Annotated in this window: 19 protein-coding genes; all 19 read left to right on the top strand. The window is 74.0% G+C overall.

The window, feature by feature from the left end; all coding sequences use genetic code 11:
* The first annotated feature begins 2 nt into the window (after positions 1-2).
* The 19 genes from fliJ (at position 3) to motD (ending at position 17,945) form a co-directional block, all read left to right on the top strand.
* Positions 3-452 carry a flagellar export protein FliJ gene (fliJ, locus tag FQY79_RS12010; RefSeq protein WP_146313142.1) on the top strand — a complete coding sequence of 150 codons (450 nt, stop codon included), beginning with the start codon at positions 3-5 and terminating at the stop codon, positions 450-452.
* 161 nt (positions 453-613) lie between these two features.
* Entirely contained in the window at positions 614-1,591 is a 978-nt protein-coding gene (locus tag FQY79_RS12005; RefSeq protein WP_146313141.1) for a flagellar hook-length control protein FliK, read from the top strand.
* Positions 1,592-1,867: 276 nt separating this feature from the next.
* Entirely contained in the window at positions 1,868-2,365 is a 498-nt protein-coding gene (locus FQY79_RS12000) for a flagellar basal body-associated FliL family protein (RefSeq protein WP_186760018.1), read from the top strand.
* Positions 2,365-3,369, top strand: coding sequence for a flagellar motor switch protein FliM (gene fliM, locus FQY79_RS11995; protein WP_146313139.1), 1,005 nt, complete (start codon positions 2,365-2,367; stop codon positions 3,367-3,369). The genes FQY79_RS12000 and fliM overlap by 1 nt, the downstream gene beginning before the upstream one ends.
* The gene (fliN, locus tag FQY79_RS11990; RefSeq protein WP_146313138.1) at positions 3,366-3,698 is read left to right on the top strand and encodes a flagellar motor switch protein FliN; all 333 of its coding nucleotides are present in this window, start codon (positions 3,366-3,368) and stop codon (positions 3,696-3,698) included. The genes fliM and fliN overlap by 4 nt, the downstream gene beginning before the upstream one ends.
* 35 nt (positions 3,699-3,733) lie before the next feature.
* Positions 3,734-4,174, top strand: coding sequence for a flagellar biosynthetic protein FliO (gene fliO, locus FQY79_RS11985; protein ID WP_146313178.1), 441 nt, complete (start codon positions 3,734-3,736; stop codon positions 4,172-4,174).
* Positions 4,175-4,275: 101 nt separating this feature from the next.
* The gene (fliP, locus tag FQY79_RS11980) at positions 4,276-5,001 is read left to right on the top strand and encodes a flagellar type III secretion system pore protein FliP (protein ID WP_246123108.1); all 726 of its coding nucleotides are present in this window, start codon (positions 4,276-4,278) and stop codon (positions 4,999-5,001) included.
* A gap of 10 nt (positions 5,002-5,011) precedes the next feature.
* A complete protein-coding gene (locus FQY79_RS11975) occupies positions 5,012-5,281 on the top strand; it encodes a flagellar biosynthetic protein FliQ (protein ID WP_146313136.1) in 270 nt (89 codons plus the stop codon).
* Between the two features lie 8 nt (positions 5,282-5,289).
* Positions 5,290-6,078: a flagellar biosynthetic protein FliR gene (fliR, locus tag FQY79_RS11970; protein ID WP_146313135.1), complete on the top strand. Its 789-nt coding sequence runs from the start codon at positions 5,290-5,292 to the stop codon at positions 6,076-6,078.
* Positions 6,079-6,085: 7 nt separating this feature from the next.
* Positions 6,086-7,243, top strand: coding sequence for a flagellar biosynthesis protein FlhB (gene flhB / locus FQY79_RS11965; RefSeq protein WP_146313134.1), 1,158 nt, complete (start codon positions 6,086-6,088; stop codon positions 7,241-7,243).
* The gene (gene flhA, locus FQY79_RS11960) at positions 7,240-9,315 is read left to right on the top strand and encodes a flagellar biosynthesis protein FlhA (protein ID WP_146313133.1); all 2,076 of its coding nucleotides are present in this window, start codon (positions 7,240-7,242) and stop codon (positions 9,313-9,315) included. The genes flhB and flhA overlap by 4 nt, the downstream gene beginning before the upstream one ends.
* 643 nt (positions 9,316-9,958) lie before the next feature.
* Positions 9,959-11,674, top strand: coding sequence for an AAA family ATPase (locus FQY79_RS11950; protein ID WP_186760014.1), 1,716 nt, complete (start codon positions 9,959-9,961; stop codon positions 11,672-11,674).
* Positions 11,661-12,536 carry a MinD/ParA family protein gene (locus FQY79_RS11945; RefSeq protein WP_146313130.1) on the top strand — a complete coding sequence of 292 codons (876 nt, stop codon included), beginning with the start codon at positions 11,661-11,663 and terminating at the stop codon, positions 12,534-12,536. Before FQY79_RS11950 ends, FQY79_RS11945 begins: the two co-directional genes overlap by 14 nt.
* A gap of 2 nt (positions 12,537-12,538) precedes the next feature.
* Positions 12,539-13,297 (top strand): RNA polymerase sigma factor FliA, encoded by a 759-nt coding sequence (locus tag FQY79_RS11940; protein ID WP_425463208.1) that lies wholly within the window; start codon positions 12,539-12,541, stop codon positions 13,295-13,297.
* Between the two features lie 40 nt (positions 13,298-13,337).
* Positions 13,338-13,730 carry a chemotaxis response regulator CheY gene (gene cheY, locus FQY79_RS11935; protein ID WP_146313128.1) on the top strand — a complete coding sequence of 131 codons (393 nt, stop codon included), beginning with the start codon at positions 13,338-13,340 and terminating at the stop codon, positions 13,728-13,730.
* Positions 13,727-14,335, top strand: coding sequence for a protein phosphatase CheZ (locus FQY79_RS11930; RefSeq protein WP_146313127.1), 609 nt, complete (start codon positions 13,727-13,729; stop codon positions 14,333-14,335). Before cheY ends, FQY79_RS11930 begins: the two co-directional genes overlap by 4 nt.
* Before the next feature lie 2 nt (positions 14,336-14,337).
* Positions 14,338-16,173: a chemotaxis protein CheA gene (locus FQY79_RS11925; protein WP_146313126.1), complete on the top strand. Its 1,836-nt coding sequence runs from the start codon at positions 14,338-14,340 to the stop codon at positions 16,171-16,173.
* 7 nt (positions 16,174-16,180) lie between these two features.
* Complete coding sequence (locus FQY79_RS11920) at positions 16,181-16,921, top strand: flagellar motor protein (RefSeq protein WP_146313125.1); 741 nt, start codon at positions 16,181-16,183, stop codon at positions 16,919-16,921.
* 7 nt (positions 16,922-16,928) lie between these two features.
* The gene (gene motD, locus FQY79_RS11915) at positions 16,929-17,945 is read left to right on the top strand and encodes a flagellar motor protein MotD (protein WP_146313124.1); all 1,017 of its coding nucleotides are present in this window, start codon (positions 16,929-16,931) and stop codon (positions 17,943-17,945) included.
* Position 17,946 lies beyond the last annotated feature (1 nt).

Here is a 17,946-nt window from a genome sequence, read left to right as displayed (position 1 = left end):
GGATGCGCTCGCAACGGCTGGACCCGCTGCTCAGGGTCATGCAGCAACGCCAGGACGCCGCCGCGCGCGACGTCGCCGAGCGCGAGCGCGCGCTGAGCGAACAGGAGCAGCGGCTCGAGGCCCTGCGCCGCTATGCCGCCGAGTACGCGGCCCCGCCCACCGATGCGTCGATCTCGCCGGCGCTGCTGGTCAACCGCCTCGCCTTCCGCGAACGGCTCAACGCTGCGGTGGTGCAGCAGGCCGGGATCGTCGACCAGAGCCGCCAGCTCAGCGACGTCGAGCGCGCGCGCCTGCTGCTGGCCAGCCGCGAGACGAAGGTGCTCGAGAAGCTGGCCGACAGCTACCGCGCCCAGGAGTCGAAGGCCGCCGAGCAGCGCGTGCAGCGCGAGCTCGACGACCTGGGCGGCCGCCGCGCGCGGCTCGCCGCCGCCGACCGGGATCCCGCGCCGTGACCGGCCCGGGCGCGCTCGGCACGGTCGCCGCGGCGCCGACACCACAGGTCCACGCCATGCACTCGGCCACCGATCCGCAGACCTCCACCGCCGCAAACACGGGCGCGAAGGCGCCCGCCGCCCGCCCCGGTGCCCACGGCCGCGACGGGGACGATGCGGCCATGCCCGGACACGCGTTCGCCGACCTGCTGCTGGCAGCCCCGCCATCGCCGCCGTCGCCGGACGCCGCGGACGCGGCGGCGGTCGAGGACGACGCGGCCACGGGCCCGGACGCGGCCGTGCCGGGCCAGCTGCTCGCCCTGCTGGACGGCTATCGCCGCGACGCGGGCGCCCCGGCGGCCCAGGCGGCCCCCGGCGGCGCACCCGCCGGCCCGGATCCGGCGCAGGCGGTGGGGCTGGACGCGGCCGGCCTGCCGGCCGCGGGCACGGCGCCGGCGGATGCAGGCGCCGCGCCTGCCCCGGCCCGCGCCGCCCCGCCCTTCGCCACCCCGCTGGCCGCCGCGCTCGAGACCGCCGGCACGGCCCACGCACCCGCCATCCCGGCGGCGGCCATGGCCACCGCGCCGGCCGAGGGCGAGACCACCGTGGTCGAATCGCTGGCCGCCTCCGCGGCCGGGGCCGCGCCCGACGCGCCCGACGCGCTGGCCGCCTCCGCACCGGCGGCGGCGCCGCGCGTCCAGCAGGCCGCCCCCGCGCTGCCGCCGCTGGCCCTGCCCGCGGAGCCGGGCGACGGTTTCGACGACGGCTTCGGCGCGCGCATCGCATGGATGGCCGGGCAGCGCCTGGGGCATGCCGAGATCCGGCTCAATCCCGAACACGTGGGCCCGATCGACGTGCGCCTGAAGCTCGACGGCGACCAGGTCCGGGCCGAATTCAACAGCGCCAATGCCGAGGTGCGCCAGGCGATCGAGGCCAGCCTGCCGAGGCTGCGCGAGATGCTCGGCCAGCAGGGCCTGCAGCTGGGCCACGCGGACGTGGGCCAGGGCCGGCCGGACGCGGACGGCGGCGCCGCGCGCGCCGGCGGCTCGGGCCACGCGCAGGCGGGCGGTGGCGGCGGTGGCGGCGACGCGGACGGGGCGGACCCGGCGCCCGCGGCGGCGCCGGTGCGCACGCGCGGACTGGTGGACGCGTACGCCTGAATGGCGCAGTGGCGCAGCGCGCGCCCCGGGGCCGCGGGGTGATCGTGGGCTTGCGGGGCGCTGGCGCGGCTTGCAGTTGAGGGCAGGCCGTTTGCCCCCTCCCCGGCCGGCCCCTGCGCGCGGCGGCAGGGGCCGGCGTCGGGCGCCATGCCACGACGGGATCGCCCGCCGTCAAGACTCCGGCATCCGCGCCCTGCCCCGCCGCGTCAAAACCCCGCCGCCGGCGCGGCACGCCGATTGCATCAGGCCAGGCATCGATCCTCCGGAGCCTGTCCCGTGTCCGCCGCAGCCGCCAACCCCAAGTCGCAAGCCCCCGAACAGAAGGCCCGCCGCCGGGCATGGCCGTGGATCCTGGCCATCGTCGTGCTGGCTGCGGCCGGCGCCGGCGGCTGGTGGTGGTGGCAGGACCGGCAGGCCGCCGCCGAGGACGCCGCGGACGCCAGGCCCGACAAGCAGCCGGCGCAGTACATCGCGGTCGAACCTTCGTTCGTGGTCAACCTGGCCGACCCCGGCGGCAACCGCTACCTGCAGGCCGACGTCCAGGTGGTGAGCCGCGACCCGGCCACCGTCGACGCGGTCCACGCCCACCTGCCCTCCGTGCGCAACCGCCTGCTGCTGCTGTTCGGCCAGCAGGAGTCGACCCGGCTGGCGCAGCGCGCGGGCAAGGAGCGGCTGCAGGAAGTGGCGCGCGAGGAAGTGCGCGCGCTGCTGCGCTCCGAGGGCGCGCCGGACAAGGTCGAGGCGGTGATCTTCACCAGCCTGGTGACCCAGTAATGAGCGCCGACCTGCTCTCCCAGGACGAGATCGACGCCCTGCTCCACGGCGTCGACAGCGGCGCGGTCGAGACCGAGCCGCCGCCGGCGCCGGGCGAGGCGCGCCCGTACGACTTCGCCAGCCAGGACCGCATCGTCCGCGGCAAGCTGCCGACCCTGGAGATGATCAACGAGCGCTTCGCGCGCACCTGGCGCATCGGCCTGTTCAACCTGCTGCGGCGTTCGGCCGACCTGTCGGTGCGCGGCATCGACCTGGTCCGCTTCGGCGAGTACATGCACTCGCTGCAGGTGCCGTCCAACCTCAACCTGGTGAAGATGAAGCCGCTGCGCGGCACCGGCATCATCGTGTTCGAACCACGGCTGGTGTTCACCGTGGTCGACAACTTCTTCGGCGGCAACGGCCGCTACCACATCCGCATCGAGGGCCGCGAGTTCACCCCGACCGAGATGCGGGTGATCCAGCTGCTGCTCAAGCAGACCTTCGCCGACCTGGTCGAGGCCTGGGCGCCGGTGATGCCGGTGGAGTTCGAGTACCTCAACTCCGAGGTCAACCCGCACTTCGCCAACATCATCAGCCCGCGCGACTACATCGTGGTCAGCCGCTTCCACGTCGACCTCGAGGGCGGCGGCGGCGAGCTGCACGTGGCCCTGCCCTACGCGATGCTCGAGCCGATCCGCGAACAGCTCGACGCCGGGGTGCAGAGCGACCGGATCGAGAAGGACGAGGGCTGGATCCGCGCCCTGCGCAACCAGCTCGAGGACGCCGAGGTGGAGCTGAGCTCGGCGATTGCCGAACGCCAGATCAGCCTGCGCGAACTCTCGCGCCTGCGGGTAGGCGACGTGATCCCGATCGAGCTGGCACGCACCGTGCAGCTGAAGGTCGAGCAGATGCCGCTGTTCAGCGGCGAGTTCGGCATCCACAACGGCAAGAACGCCATCAAGATCACCCGCGTGCACAGCCCGCGCGCCGCCACCCAACCCGACCCCTCCGACGAATCGCCATGACCAACAACGACGCCGCGGCCGTGGCCGCCTTCGACCCGCTCACCGCCGATGCCGGACAGGCCGGCGCGGACCTCAACCTGGACGTCATCCTCGACGTGCCGGTCTCGCTGTCGCTGGAGGTCGGCCGGGCGCGGATCCCGATCCGCAACCTGCTCCAGCTCAACCAGGGCTCGGTGGTCGAGCTCGAGCGCGGCGCCGGGGAACCGCTCGACGTGTACGTCAACGGCACCCTGATCGCCCAGGGCGAGGTGGTGGTGGTCAACGACCGCTTCGGCGTGCGCCTGACCGACATCGTCAGCCCGTCCGAGCGGATCAAGAGGCTGCGGTGAGCGGCGCCGCCGGCCCCGTGGTCGCTTCGCTGCCCGTGACCGGCGTCGCCGGCGCGGCCGCCATCGCCGCGGGCGACGCCACGCCGGCGACGACGGCCACCGCGCAGGTGCTCGCGCCGTCCGCGCCGCCGCCCCCGGCCCCGGCGGGCGCCGGCAGCCTGGGCGGCGCGGTGCTCGCCCTGGTGCTGGTGGTCGGGCTGATCCTGGCGCTGTCGTGGCTGGCGCGCCGGATCCCCGGCCTGGGCGGTACCGGCGGCGGCCACCCGGGGCTGCGCATCGTCGGCGCGCTGCCGCTCGGGCCGCGCGACCGCCTGGTCGTGGTCGACGTGGGCGGCACCCAGCTGCTGCTCGGGGTCGGCGCCGGCGGCCCCCGCACCCTGCACACCCTCGACCAGCCGCTGCCCGACCCCCCGGCCCGCTCCGCGCCGGCGTTCGCCCAGCTGCTGGCGCAACACCTGGGAAAGAAGACGCCATGACCCTCCCGCGCGCGCCGCGCCACCCCGCCGCGACCCGCCGCGCCGCCGCGCCGGCCTGGCTGCTGCTGCTCGCCAGCCTGGCGCTGGCGCTGCTGCCGGCCATGGCCTTCGCCCAGGCGGCCCCGGCCGTCGATCCGCCGGCCGTGCCGGCGCAGCCGCTGCCCTCGGTGGAGGTCGGCAGCGTCGGCGGCCAGCCGGTGAGCCTGCCGCTGCAGGTGCTGGCGCTGATGACCGGTATCACCCTGCTGCCGGCCGCGCTGCTGGGCCTGACCGCGTTCACCCGGATCATCATCGTGCTGGCGCTGCTGCGCCAGGCGCTGGGCACCGGGCAGACGCCGAGCAACCAGGTGCTGCTGGCACTGGCGCTGTTCCTCACCGCGATGGTGATGATGCCGGTGTTCGATCAGGCCTGGGCCAACGGCATCGCGCCCTACCTCGACGACCAGCTCGACTTCCGCGCCGCGTGGGCGGCCGCGTCCGAACCGTTCCGCGGCTTCATGCTCGCCCAGGTGCGCGAGACCGACCTGATGACCTTCGCCGGCCTGTCGCAGACCGGCCCCTACGCGAGCCCGCAGGACGTGCCGTTCGGCGTGCTCGCCGCCTCGTTCCTGACCAGCGAGCTCAAGACCGCGTTCGAGATCGCGTTCCTGGTCTACATCCCGTTCGTGATCATCGACCTGGTGGTGGCGAGCGTGCTGATGTCGATGGGCATGATGATGCTCTCGCCGATGCTGATCTCGGCGCCGTTCAAGATCCTGCTGTTCGTGCTGGTCGATGGCTGGGTGCTGATCGTCGGCTCGCTCGCGGCCAGCTTCAACCCGCTGTGAGGCCCCTGCCATGACCCCCGAAACCGCGCTCGGCGAAATCTCCCGCGGCCTGCAGATGGCGCTCACCCTCGGCGGCCCCGCACTGATCGCGGTGCTGGTGGTGGGCGTGGCGGTGGGCGTGATGCAGGCCGCCACCCAGGTCAACGAGCCGACCATCCAGTTCGTGGTCAAGGCGCTGGGCCTGGTGGTGGTGCTGGCCACCACCGGGCATTTCCTGCTCGGGCGCCTGGTGGCGTTCACCATCGACCTGTTCCACCGCATTCCGCACCTGATCGGCTGAGGCCCGCCGTGGACACCGTCTCGCTCGTCGCGCTGACCGGGGTCGACCTGTTTGCCATGCTCGGCGCGGTGCTGTGGTACGCGCTGCGCGTGGGCGCGGCGCTGCAGGTGCTGCCGGCGGTGGGCGGGCGCGGGATCCCGGTGCGGGCGCGCCTGGTCATCACCCTGGCGCTGTCGGCGGCGATGGCGAGCGTGCTGCCGGCGCCGCCGCCGATGGGCGTGGACGCGGCCACCGTGCTGGGGGTGCTGCGCGAGTTCTCGCTCGGGGTGGCGATCGGGATGATGCTGCGGCTGGCGTTCGAGGCCGGGCGCCTGGCCGGCGAGCTGGTCAGCGTGGGCATGGGCCTGTCGTTCGCGACCATGGCCGACCCCTTGAGCGGCACCTCCTCGCCGGTGCTGTCGCAGTGGTTCTACCTGGCGTTCGCCCTGCTGTTCTTCATCGTCGACGGTCACCTGGCGCTGGTGAACCTGCTCGCCGACAGCTATGGCGGGGTGCCGGTCGGCGCCGCCCTGCCGGACGTAGCCGGCCTGCTGGCGGCGGTGCCGGAGTTCTTCGGCGCCTGCCTGCGCGCCGGGCTGCTGCTGGCGCTGCCGGTGATGATGGCGCTGCTGGCGGTGAACCTCGCCTTCGGCGTGCTGGCGCGCGCCGCCTCCCAGCTCAACCCGATCGCGGTCGGCCTGCCAGTCTCGCTGCTGGCCGGGCTGACCCTGATGATGCTGTTGATGCGCGGGATCGAAGCCCCGGTGCGGCGGCTGTTCGAGGACGCGTTCACGGCCGCGCGGGCGCTGGCCGGGTGAGGCGGCGATGAGCGAACAGCCGCAAAAGGAGGACCGCACCGAACGCCCGAGCGAGAAACGGCTGCGCGACGCGCGCGAGAAGGGCCAGGTCCCGCGCTCGCGCGAACTGGCCAACGTGGCGGTGCTCGGCTGCGCGGTACTGGCGCTCAAGGCCACCGGCGGCTACGTCGGCGCGGCCGCGCGCGACTGGATGAAGAACGCGCTGACCCTCGACCCGGCCCTGCTCGGCGACCCGGACCGGATCCTCGTCCACTCGCTGGCGCTGGCGCGCGACCTGTTCGTCCCGGTGCTGCCGCTGCTGGCCGTGGCGCTGGCCGCATGCGCGATCTCGCCGGCGGCGATGGGTGGGCTGCGCTTCGCCTCGCAGGCGCTCAAGCCCGACTTCGCCCGCCTCAACCCGCAGAAGGGCCTGGCCCGGATGTACGGCAGCGAGAGCCTGGCCGAACTGCTGCGTTCGCTGCTGCGGGTGGCGCTGATCGGCGGCGTCGGCGGCTGGGTGGTGTGGCGCGCGTTCGCGGCCCTGCTGGCGCTGCCGCAGGCCTCGCTGGAGGCTTCGGTCGCCGGCGGGGTGGACCTGGTGCTGGGCGCGGTGCTGGCGATGGTCGGCTCGCTGCTGCTGCTGGCGGCGATCGACGTGCCCTGGCAGCACTTCCAGCACCGCAACAAGCTGAAGATGACCAAGCAGGAGGTGCGCGACGAGCACAAGGAGCTCGAGGGCAACCCCGAGGTCAAGGCGAAGGTGCGCCAGGTGGCGCGGCAGCTGTCGCAGCGGCGGATGATGGACGCGGTGCCGGCGGCCGACGTGGTGGTGGTGAACCCGACCCACTATGCGGTGGCGATGAAGTACAAGCCCGGCATGCGCGCCCCGGTGGTGGTGGCCAGGGGCGTGGACGAACTGGCGCTGGCGATCCGCGCCATCGCCGAAAAGCACCGGGTCGCGATCGTCGAGGCGCCGCCGCTGGCACGCGCCTTGTATCGGATGGCCCAGGTCGACCAGGAAATCCCGGTGAAACTCTACGCCGCCGTCGCGCAGGTGCTGTCCTACGTCTACCAGCTGCGGGCCTGGGTGCCCGGCCGCGGGCCGATGCCCGAGCTGGCACCGCTGGACGTGGGCGCCGAGGGCGCGCCCGACCCGGCCGACGGCGACGGGAGTCCGGCGCGATGAGCAGCGTGCCCGGGCGCGGCGCCGGGATCCTGGCGGCGATGCGCGGCGGCCTGGCCGCGCCGCTGGTGGTCCTGGCCCTGCTGGCGATGGTGGTGGTGCCGCTGTCGCCGGTGCTGCTGGACGCGCTGTTCACGATCAACATCGCGCTGTCGCTGGTGGTGATGCTGGCGGTGGTGTACGTGCGCCGGCCGCTGGAGTTCTCGGTGTTCCCCAGCGTGCTGCTGATGGTCACCCTGCTGCGGCTGGCGCTGAACGTGGCCTCGACCCGGGTGGTGCTGCTGCACGGCCACGAGGGTCCGGCCGCGGCCGGCCACGTGATCGAGTCGTTCGCCGAGTTCGTGATCGGCGGCAGCTACGCGGTCGGCATCGTGGTATTCGCGATCCTGACCATCATCAACTTCGTGGTCGTGACCAAGGGCGCGACCCGCATCTCGGAAGTGTCGGCGCGGTTCATCCTCGATGCCCTGCCCGGCAAGCAGATGGCGATCGACGCCGACCTCAACGCCGGCCTGCTGACCCGCGAGGAAGCCAAGGCCCGGCGCCAGGAAGTGCGCGAGGAGGCCGACTTCTACGGCGCGATGGACGGCGCCAGCAAGTTCGTCCGCGGCGACGCGATCGCCGGCATTCTGATCCTGGCGATCAACCTGGTCGGCGGGATCGTGATCGGGCTGTTCTCGCACGGGCTGTCGCTCGCCGATTCCGCCCAGGTCTACACCACGCTGGCGATCGGCGACGGCCTGGTCGCGCAGCTGCCGGCGCTGCTGATCGCGGTCGCCACCGCGATGCTCGTCACCCGCTCCACCGGCGAGCACGAGATGGGCGAGAGCGTGCACAAGCAGGTGTTCGGCCAGCAGCGCGCGCTGGCCGTGGCGGCGTTGCTGATGGGCCTGGTCGGGGTGGTGCCGGGCATGCCGAACCTGCCGTTCCTGGCCCTGGCCGCGCTCCTGGGCTGGGCCGCGTGGCGGCTGCGCGCGGGCGCGGCGGTGGCGCAGGAGGGCGAGGCCGCGGCGACGGATGGCGCCCCGGCCGCGACGGCCGCGGTGCCCGAACTGAGCTGGGACGAGGTGCGGCCGCTGGAGCCGCTGGCGATGGAGGTCGGCTACCGGCTGATCCCGCTGGTCGACCAGGCCCAGGGCGGGCAGCTGCTGGCGCGGCTCAAGGGCGTGCGGCGCAAGCTGACCCAGGACCTGGGGTTCCTGATCCCGGCGGTGCACGTGCGCGACAACCTCGAGCTCGCGCCCGGCCAGTACCGGCTGCTGGTACACGGGGTCCCGGTCGCCACCGGCGAACTGGTGCCCGACCGCGAAATGGCGCTGGACCCGGGACAGGTGTTCGGGCCGCTCGACGGCATCCCGGGCAAGGACCCGGCCTTCGGCCTGGACGCGGTGTGGATCGTGCCGGGCCAGCGCGCGCACGCCGAGTCGCTGGGCTACACCGTGGTCGACGCCTCCACCGTCGCCGCCACCCATCTCTCGCACATCGTGCGCGAGCATGCGGCCGAACTGCTCGGCCACGACGAGGTGCAGAACCTGCTGGCCACGCTCGGCCGCAGCGTGCCCAAGCTGGTCGAGGACCTGGTGCCCAAGCTGCTGCCGCTGTCGGTGGTGGTCAAGGTGCTGCAGTCGCTGCTGGCCGACCGGGTGCCGGTGCGGCAGATGCGGCAGATCGTCGAGGCCCTGCTCGAGCACGGCGCCCACACCCAGGACCCGGCCGCGCTCACCGCCGCGGTGCGGGTCGCGCTGGGCCGCTTCATCGTCCAGGAGATCAACGGCATGGCGCCGGAGCTGCCGGTCTACACCCTGGCCCCGGCGCTGGAGCAGGTGTTGCAGGATTCGGTCAACGGCCAGGGCGCGGCGCTGGAGCCGGGCCTGGCCGAGCGCCTGCACCAGAACCTGGGCGAGTGCGTGCGCCGCCAGGAAAGCCGCGGCGAGCCGGCGGTGCTGCTGGTGCCCGGCGGCGTGCGCGCCGCGGTGGCGCGGCTGGTGCGCCACAGCGTGCCCTCGCTGGCGGTGCTGGCGTATGCCGAAGTGCCGGAAGACAAGCGCCTGCGCCTGGTGGGCTCGGTGGGGTGAGGCCGGCCCTCTGGCCTTCCGACATCCTGCTCTCCCCTTGGAGGAGCGACTGCTGCCACGACCCGGCCCGCCACGTCGGCCGCGACGTGGCGCTGGCGACGGGTCGCGGCTGAAGCCGCTCCTACAGGCGCGGTCGCGAGGCGGCGCGTCACGCGACCGGCGCATGGGCCGCGTCAACACCCCGCCCCGCCCATGGAGCTGGAGGGAGCGGCCCAGCTCATGCCGGCGGCAGGCGTGCCCCCACCCCAGCCCTCCCCCGCAAGCGGGGGAGGGAGCCGTTGCCGGCGGCACGGTGTGGGGGACGGGGCCGCGACCGGCTCCGTACGAAGCGGCAACACCGCTCCTCCCCGCATGCGTGGGAGGCTGCTGGAGAAGGCGTTGCGAGACTCCTCCCCCCGCGTGCGGGGGGAGGCCGGGAGGGGGCGGCATCAGGTCACGCCGGCGGCGGGCAGCCCCCACCCCAACCCTCCCCCGCAAGCGGGGGAGGGAGCGTCCCGGGGTGGCGACGTTGCCGGCGGGCGGGGCCGGATTTCCGTCGCCGGGGGCGCGCCAAGCTTCCGGCGGAGGCGGGGAAACATTCCGGCCCAGGTCTTGCAGGGAAGGGGGCAGGCCGGCTCCAGGCCGCTCCAGACGGGCTTTCGACATGCGAATCAAGCGTTTCACCGCTCCCGACATGCGCACCGCCCTGCGCATGGTCCGGGAAGAACAGGGACCGGACGCGGTCATCCTGTCCACACGCCCTGGCGCCGGCGGCGCCGGCATCGAGGTGGTGGCCGCCACCGACTACGACGAGGCCCTGGTGACGCAGGCGCTGCGCGCCGCGGCACCGGGCCTGGAGGACGCCGGCGCCCAGGCCGGCACGGTGCCGGAACGTGCCGCGTCCGGCGCCCCGACCTCCACGACTCCGACCGCCCACGCCCCGGCCTCGGCCGCGCGCCGCGACGGGGTGCGCGAGAGCCTGCTCTCGCGGGCCCGCGCCGTGTTCCGGATCGACGAGGGCCAGACCCTGGCCGAGCTGACCACCGGCACCCCGGCGGCGGCCGACGCGGGCGGCGGCACCCCCGCCCGTCCCGCGCCTGCCGGCGTCCCGGCGCCGGCCAGCGGGATCCGCGACGGCGCCCGCCCGGCCACCCCGGCTTCGCCGGCCCGGGCCCCGGCAGCTGCAGCGGCTCCGCGCCCGCACCGCGACCGGAGCCCGGCGGCGGCACCCGCCGCCCCGGCCGCGCCGAGCCGGTTCGAGGCGATGATGGCCGCGCTCGACGCCACGCCGCGCGCCAGCGCCGGCCGCGACGGGGAGCCGGCGGCCGACGAGTTCGACCGCCTCCCGCCGGAACTGCCCGTGCCCGAACGGCCCGAGCCGCCGGTCGAGTCCGCCGCCACCACGCCAGCCCCGGCCCCGGCACCCGCCGCGGCCACGCCGCCCGCGCTGCAGGTCGTCGCCGCGCCCGAGCAGGATCCGGCGATCGTCGCCATGCGCGAAGAGCTGGCGCGGATGCGGCGGATGATGGAGACCCAGCTCGAGCAGCTCTCGATCGAACGCCTGCGCGGCTCGCCGGCGCGCGCGGCGGTGCTCGACGCGCTCACCGGCTACGGCTGCAGCGAGTCGCTGGCGCGCGAAGTCGCCGCGGGGATCGATCCCACCCTGGCCCCGGACCAGGTCCACGGCCCGATGCACGCCGCCCTGGCGCGGCTGCTGCCGATCGTGCACGGCGAGCCGATCGAGGACGGCGGGGTGATCGCCCTGGTCGGTCCCACCGGCGCCGGCAAGACCACCACCGCGGCCAAGCTCGCCGCCCGGTTCGCCGCGCGCCACCGCGCCCGCGACGTGGCCCTGGTCACCACCGACGGCCAGCGCGCCGGCGCCCTGGAGCAGCTGCAGGCCCTGGGCCGCCGGTTGGGCATCACGGTCTGCGAGGCGCAGGGCCCCGACGGCCTGCAGGCCGCCCTGGAGCAGCTGCAGGACTACCCGCTGGTGCTGGTCGACACCACCGGCCACGCCCCGCGCGACCGCGCCGTGTTCAGCCAGATCCTGTGGCTGCGCGCCGCCAAGCGGGTGCGCAGCCTGCTGGTGCTGCCGGCCAACGCCCACCCGCAGGACCTGGGGGAAGTGATCCGCCGCTACCGCCCCGCCAAGCCCGACGGCGTGGTCCTGACCAAGCTCGACGAGACCTGCCAGCCCGGCTCGGCGCTTTCGGTGCTGGTCCGCCACGAGCTCGGGCTGGCCTACACCGCCGGCGGCCAGCAGGTCCCGGGCGACCTGGAAGCCGCCGATGCCCACCGCCTCGTCCAGTCACTGGAGAAAACCCGCCGTGCTGCCGATAACCCCCTCGTCACCGAGGATCGCCATGCAGTCGCCTGACCCCCATCCGTCCGCCGCCGCCGCCGGCCAGCCCGGTGTCCCCGGCCCGGTCCGGGTGATCGCCGTCGCCAGCGGCAAGGGCGGTGTCGGCAAGACCTCCGTCTCGGTCAACCTGGCCGCGGCGATGGTCGCGGCCGGCCAGCGCACCCTGCTGCTGGACACCGACCTGGGCCTGGCCAACGTCGACGTGATGCTGGGCCTGGCGCCGCGCCACACCCTGGCCGACGTGTTCGCCGACCGCTGCGAACTGCGCGACACCGTGATCCAGGCCCCCAACGGCCTGATGGTGGTCCCGGCCGCCTCGGGCAAGCGGCACATGACCGAACTCACCCCGGCCCAGCACGTGGGCCTGGTGCACGCGTTCTCGCAGCTCGACCTCGACCTGGACGTGATGGTGGTCGACAACGCCGCCGGGATCGCCGACGGCGTGCTGACCTTCTGCCAGGCCGCGCAGGACGTGATCGTGGTGGTCTGCGACGAACCGGCCTCGGTCACCGACGCCTACGCCCTGATCAAGGTGCTCAGCCGCGACCGCGGCGTGGCCCGGGTGCAGGTGCTGGCCAACCAGGTCCAGGACCAGCGCGAGGGCCGGCAGCTGTTCGACAAGCTCGAGCGGGTCAGCTCGCGCTTCCTCGACGTCACCCTCAACTACCTGGGCGCGATCCCGCGCGACGAGTGGCTGCGGCGCGCGGTCCAGCGCCAGGAGCCCGTGGTCGACGCGTTCCCGTCGGCGCCCTCGTCGGTGGCGTTCCGCGACATCGCCCGGCGCTCGCGCCAATGGCAGTCGCCGGCCGGCGCGCGCGGCCACGTCGAGTTCTTCCTCGAGCGCCTGGTGGCGCCGGCGCGGGGGGCGATGGCATGAACATGGCCGCCGCCGCGCAGTACCGCGCCAACCAGCAGGGCTCGCCCGCCGAGGTGGTCGAGCGCCACGGCGAACTGGTGCGCCGCATCGCCCACCACCTGGCCGCGCGCCTGCCCGCGAGCGTGGAGATCGACGACCTGGTGCAGGCCGGCATGCTCGGCCTGATCGAGGCCGCGCGCAATTTCCAGTCCGACCAGGGCGCGGCCTTCGAGACCTACGCCTCGATCCGCATCCGCGGCGCGATGATCGACGAGATCCGCCGCGGCGACTGGGTGCCGCGCTCGGTGCACCGCCGCTACCGCGACCTGGTCGCGGCCACCCGCGAGGTCGAGCAGCGTACCGGCCAGGCGGCCACCGCGCAGCAGGTCGCGGCCGAACTGGGCGTGTCGCTGGACGAGTACCACGCCATGGTCGAGAACTCCGCGCGCGGCCAGCTGGTGAGCCTGGACGCGCACATGGACGAACACGACGGCGAGGCCCGCGTGGCCAGCCGCGGCACCGCGACGCCCGAGCGCGCGTTCGAGCAGTCCGCATTCCGCGACGCGCTGGCCGAGGCGATCGCCGGCCTGCCCGAACGCGAGCGCCTGGTGCTGTCGCTGTACTACGAGCAGGAACTGAACCTGCGCGAGATCGGCGCGGTGCTGGGCGTGAGCGAGTCGCGCGTGTGCCAGATCCACGGCCAGGCCGCGGTGCGCCTGCGCGCGCGGCTGGCCGACTGGCACCGCGACGACGGCGACGACGACGACCACGACCTGCCCTGAGCGCCCCGCGCACCACCCACCCCCGCTACCACGAGGCCCCATGGACAAGAACATCCGCATCCTCATCGTCGACGACTTCTCGACCATGCGTCGCATCGTCAAGAACCTGCTCAACGACCTGGGGTTCTTCAACACGGTCGAGGCCGACGACGGCACCTCGGCGCTGGTGGAGCTGCGCAAGGGCCCGTTCGACCTGGTGATCACCGACTGGAACATGCCCGGCATGCCCGGCATCGACCTGCTCAAGGCGATCCGCGCCGACGCCGCGCTGTCGAAGGTCCCGGTGCTGATGGTCACCGCCGAGGCCAAGCGCGAGCAGATCATCGAGGCCGCGCAGGCCGGCGTGAACGGCTACGTGATCAAGCCGTTCACCGCCGCCACCCTCAACGACAAGCTGACCAAGGTGTTCGAGCGCCTGGGAGCGGTGGCGTGAGCACCACCCCCGCGCCGCCCGCGGCGACGCAGGGACGCGAGGCGCTGGTGGCCTGCCTGCACGCGGCGCTCGATGCGCTCGAGCGCGAGGACGACACCGCCTGGCGGCGCAACGTCGACGAGTTGATCCAGTGGCGCACCCAGCCGCTGGTGCAGGGACTGGTGCGCCTGGCGCGCGAACTGGAGACCACGCTGGGCACCGGCGGCGGCAACGGCTCGCTGCACGAGGCCTGCCTGCGCCTGGAGCACGTGGTCAAGGTGAGCGAGGAGGCCAGCCACCACACCCTGGACCTGATCCAGGACTGCCGCATCCTGCTCGGCACCCTCGGCAAGGGCGGCGACGACGCGCCCACCCTGGCCGCGATCCGCTCGCGGCTGTCCGAGATGACCGCGGCCCAGGGCTACCAGGACCTCACCGGCCAGATCATCCGCCGGGTGGTGGAGCTGGTGCGCGCGGTGCACGAGGGTCTGGGCGAGTACGCCGGCGACGACGCGCGCCCGCTGCAGCTCGACCCGCGCGGCCACGGCCCCTCGGTCCAGGGCCTGGACGGCCCGGCCGCGACCCAGGACGACGCCAACCAGCTGTTGTCCTCGCTGGGGCTGTAGCCATGTCCTCGATCGCCCCGGACATTTGCGCCGACTTCCTGGTCGAGGCCGGCGAGATCCTCGACCAGCTCGGCGAGCAGATGGTGGCGCTCGAGCGCGCCCCGGGCGACCGCGAGTGCCTGAACGCGGTGTTCCGCGGGTTCCACACCATCAAGGGCGGGGCCGGCTTCCTCGACTTCGACCCCATGGTCGCGGTGTGCCACGCCGTGGAGGACCGGCTCAACGCCGCGCGCGACGGCAGCGCGCCGCTGGACCCGGAGGCGTTCGACGGGGTCCAGCAGGGCATCGACCTGCTGGTGGACATGCTCGCCAGCATCTCCGCCGGCGCGCCGCCGCAGCCGGCGCCGCAGGCGCTGCTCGACGCGCTGCGCGCGGGCGCGGCCGGGACCGCGCCGGCGCCGGCCGCGCCGGTGGCGCCTCCGCCGGCCGCCGCGGCCGGCGACGACGATTCGATCGACGACCTCGATTTCGAGGCCCTGCTCGACAGCCTGCACGGCGTGGGCGGGGTCCCCGGCGCCCAGCCGGCCGCCGCGCCTGCGCCTGCGCCTGTGCCTGCGTCCGCGCCTGCACCCACGCCTGCACCCGCCCCGCCGCCGCGCCCGCCGGCGCCCGCGGGCGGCTCCGCGCCCAAGGCCCACGAGCCGGCCGACGTCACCGTGCGCGTGGACGTGCGCCGGCTCGACGCCATGGTCAACCTGGTCGGCGAACTGGTGCTGGCCCGCAACCGGCTCAAGACCATCCGCCCGCGGCTGCGCGACGACGAGCTCGACCGCGCGGTGGCCGCGCTCGACGTGGCCACCTCGCGCCTGCAGGGCGCGGTGATGACCGCGCGCATGCAGCCGGTGGGCCGGGTGTTCGCGCGCTTCCCCAAGCTGGCGCGCGACGTCGCCCGCCAGCTGCGCAAGCAGGTGCAGCTGGAGGTGGTCGGCGCCGACACCGAACTCGACCGCAACCTGGTCGAGGCCCTGGCCGACCCGCTGGTACACCTGGTGCGCAACGCGATCGACCACGGCATCGAGATGCCCGAGGTCCGGCGCCGCGCCGGCAAGCCCGAGCAGGGCGTGGTGCGGCTGTCGGCGCAGCAGGAAGGCGACCACGTGCTGATCGAGGTACGCGACGACGGCGCCGGCATCGACCCGGAGAAGATCCGCCGCGGCGCGGTGGAGAAACGCCTGATCGACGACGACGCGGCCGCGCGCCTGTCGCCCGAGGAATGCCTGCAGCTGCTGTTCCTGCCCGGCTTCTCCACCCGCACCGAGGTCAGCGACCTGTCCGGCCGCGGCGTGGGCATGGACGTGGTGCAGTCGAAGATCCGCGAACTCTCCGGCACGGTCCAGATCCAGTCCTCGCCCGGCGCCGGCTCGCGCTTCTCGATCCGGGTGCCGCTGACCCTGGCGATCCTGCCGACGCTGCTGGTGGAGGTGGGCAGCGACGTGTACGCGCTGCCGCTGGTGCGCGTGGTCGAGGTGCTCTCGCACGATCCCGGCCAGGCGCTGTGGATCGACGGCCAGCGCATGCTCGACCTGCGCCAGCGCCCGCTGCCGCTGCTGGGCCTGCGCGAGTGGCTGGGCCTGGAGCCGCTGCCGCTGCGCGACTCGACCTGCGTGGTGCTGCAGTCGGGCGAGCAGCGCTACTGCCTGGCGGTGGACCGGGTGCGCGGGCGCGAGGAAGTGGTGATCAAGGCACTGCCGCCGACCCTGCGCGGCCTGCCCGGCTACGCCGGCGCCAGCCTGATCGGAGATGGCCGCATGGCCCTGATCCTGGACGTGGACGCGCTGCAGGGCGGCGGCGCGCGCACCCCGGGGCCGCGTTCAAGTCAACCGCCCACGGACCGATAAACAGGCAATGGACAGACTCAGCGTCATCGGCGTCGTGCTCGCGCTCTGCGCGCTGGTTGGTGGCAGCATCCTCAAGGGAGCCGGCCTGGCCGGGCTGTGGTCGCCGGCCGCGTTCCTGATCGTGATCGTCGGCACCATCGCCGCGATCCTGGTCCAGACCTCGGCCTCCACCTTCATGCGCGCGATGAAGATGCTGCCGTGGGTGTTCCGCCCGCCGGAGCAGGACCACCAGGCGGTGATCGCGCAGATCGTCGAGTGGTCCACGACCGCGCGCAAGCAGGGCCTGCTGGGCCTGGAGGCGCAGGTCGCCGAACAGGCCGACCCGTTCATGGCCAAGGGTCTGCAGATGGTGGTCGACGGACTCGAGCCCGAGGCGATCCGGCAGATGCTGGAGATCGAACTGCAGGGCCAGAGCGAACGCGACGTGGCCGCGGCCAAGGTGTTCGAGGGCATGGGCATCTACGCGCCCACCCTGGGCATCGTCGGCGCGGTGCTGGGCCTGATGGCGGTGATGAAGAACCTGGCCGACCCGAGCAAGCTCGGCCACGGCATCGCCGCCGCGTTCACCGCGACGATCTACGGCATCGGCAGCGCCAACCTGGTGCTGCTGCCGGTCGGCAACAAGCTCAAGACCCTGATCCGCGCCCAGGCCACCGGGCGCGAGATGATCATCGAGGGCCTGATCGCCATCGCCCAGGGCGAGAACCCGCGCAACATCGAAGCGCGCCTCAACGGCTACCTGCACTGAGGCCGCGATGGCACGCCGGCGCCACCACGAAGAGCACCAGAACCATGAGGCATGGGCCGTGCCCTACGGCGACCTCATGACCCTGCTGCTCGCCTTCTTCGTGGTGATGTACGCGATCTCCTCGATCAACGAGGGCAAGTACCGCGCGGTGTCCGACGCGCTGGCCTCGGCCTTCGGCGGGCCGCCGCGCTCGATCACCCCGATCCAGCTCGGCCAGACCCAGCTGCGCGGCTCCTCGTTCGACCGCCCGTCCCTGCTCACCCCCGGCGCCAAGACCGGCCCGACCGCGACCGCGCCGGTGAGCAACGTACGCGTGCGCCAGATGCTCGACGTGCCGCTGGGCCAGCAGGGCCGCGCCATGGCCCAGCGCGACAGCGCCAAGGCGGCGATGGACGCCGCGCTCGCCGGCCAATCCCAGCTCAACACCCTCGGCCGCCGGATCCAGCATGCGCTGGCCGAACTGGTGCGGCAGAAGCTGGTCACCGTGCGCCGCGGGCGCACCTTCCTGGAAGTCGAGATCCAGAGCGACATCCTGTTCGCCAGCGGCGTGGCCGTGCCCAGCCCGATGGCCCTGGCCACCGTGCGCAAGCTCGGCGCGGTGCTGCGCGACGAGCCCAACGCGGTCCGGGTGGAGGGCTACACCGACAACGTGCCGATCAACACCCCGGCGTTCCCCAGCAACTGGGAACTGTCGGCCGCGCGCGCGGCCAGCGTGGTGCACGTGCTGGCCGACGAGGGCGTGGACCCCACGCGGCTGGCGGTGGTGGGCTACGGCGAGTTCCAGCCGCTGGCCGACAACGCCACCGTCGAGGGCCGCAACGCCAACCGCCGCGTGCTGCTGGTGATCCTGGCCGCGCCACAGGGCGTGGACGCGGTGCCCGAGGAAGCCCCCGAGATCGCGCTGGCCCCGGACCTCCACCCGATCGATGTCCCCACGGCCGTGGCCGGCGACGGCGCAGGCGCAGCGCCCGACGTCGCCGCGGCGATGCCCGCGGCCCCCGGATTCAATGCAGGAGCGCGCTGAG

Origin of the sequence: Luteimonas wenzhouensis (assembly GCF_007859305.1) — a bacterium.
Lineage (GTDB): Bacteria > Pseudomonadota > Gammaproteobacteria > Xanthomonadales > Xanthomonadaceae > Luteimonas > Luteimonas wenzhouensis.
The sequence above is the reverse complement of the archived record's forward strand: the minus strand, read 5'-3'. Positions and strand labels throughout refer to the sequence as shown.

Excerpts from the sequence above, each read along its gene's own strand:
- FQY79_RS11945 (WP_146313130.1), top strand. The coding sequence starts at position 11,661 with ATGCAGTCGCCTGACCCCCATCCGTCCGCCGCCGCCGCCGGCCAGCCC.
- cheY (WP_146313128.1), top strand. The coding sequence starts at position 13,338 with ATGGACAAGAACATCCGCATCCTCATCGTCGACGACTTCTCGACCATG.
- FQY79_RS11925 (WP_146313126.1), top strand. The coding sequence starts at position 14,338 with ATGTCCTCGATCGCCCCGGACATTTGCGCCGACTTCCTGGTCGAGGCC.
- FQY79_RS11975 (WP_146313136.1), top strand. The coding sequence starts at position 5,012 with ATGACCCCCGAAACCGCGCTCGGCGAAATCTCCCGCGGCCTGCAGATG.
- FQY79_RS11920 (WP_146313125.1), top strand. The coding sequence starts at position 16,181 with ATGGACAGACTCAGCGTCATCGGCGTCGTGCTCGCGCTCTGCGCGCTG.
- FQY79_RS12005 (WP_146313141.1), top strand. The coding sequence starts at position 614 with ATGCCCGGACACGCGTTCGCCGACCTGCTGCTGGCAGCCCCGCCATCG.
- motD (WP_146313124.1), top strand. The coding sequence starts at position 16,929 with ATGGCACGCCGGCGCCACCACGAAGAGCACCAGAACCATGAGGCATGG.
- fliM (WP_146313139.1), top strand. The coding sequence starts at position 2,365 with ATGAGCGCCGACCTGCTCTCCCAGGACGAGATCGACGCCCTGCTCCAC.
- FQY79_RS11940 (WP_425463208.1), top strand. The coding sequence starts at position 12,539 with ATGGCCGCCGCCGCGCAGTACCGCGCCAACCAGCAGGGCTCGCCCGCC.
- flhA (WP_146313133.1), top strand. The coding sequence starts at position 7,240 with ATGAGCAGCGTGCCCGGGCGCGGCGCCGGGATCCTGGCGGCGATGCGC.
- fliN (WP_146313138.1), top strand. The coding sequence starts at position 3,366 with ATGACCAACAACGACGCCGCGGCCGTGGCCGCCTTCGACCCGCTCACC.
- flhB (WP_146313134.1), top strand. The coding sequence starts at position 6,086 with ATGAGCGAACAGCCGCAAAAGGAGGACCGCACCGAACGCCCGAGCGAG.
- fliP (WP_246123108.1), top strand. The coding sequence starts at position 4,276 with ATGGCCTTCGCCCAGGCGGCCCCGGCCGTCGATCCGCCGGCCGTGCCG.
- FQY79_RS11950 (WP_186760014.1), top strand. The coding sequence starts at position 9,959 with ATGCGAATCAAGCGTTTCACCGCTCCCGACATGCGCACCGCCCTGCGC.
- fliJ (WP_146313142.1), top strand. The coding sequence starts at position 3 with ATGCGCTCGCAACGGCTGGACCCGCTGCTCAGGGTCATGCAGCAACGC.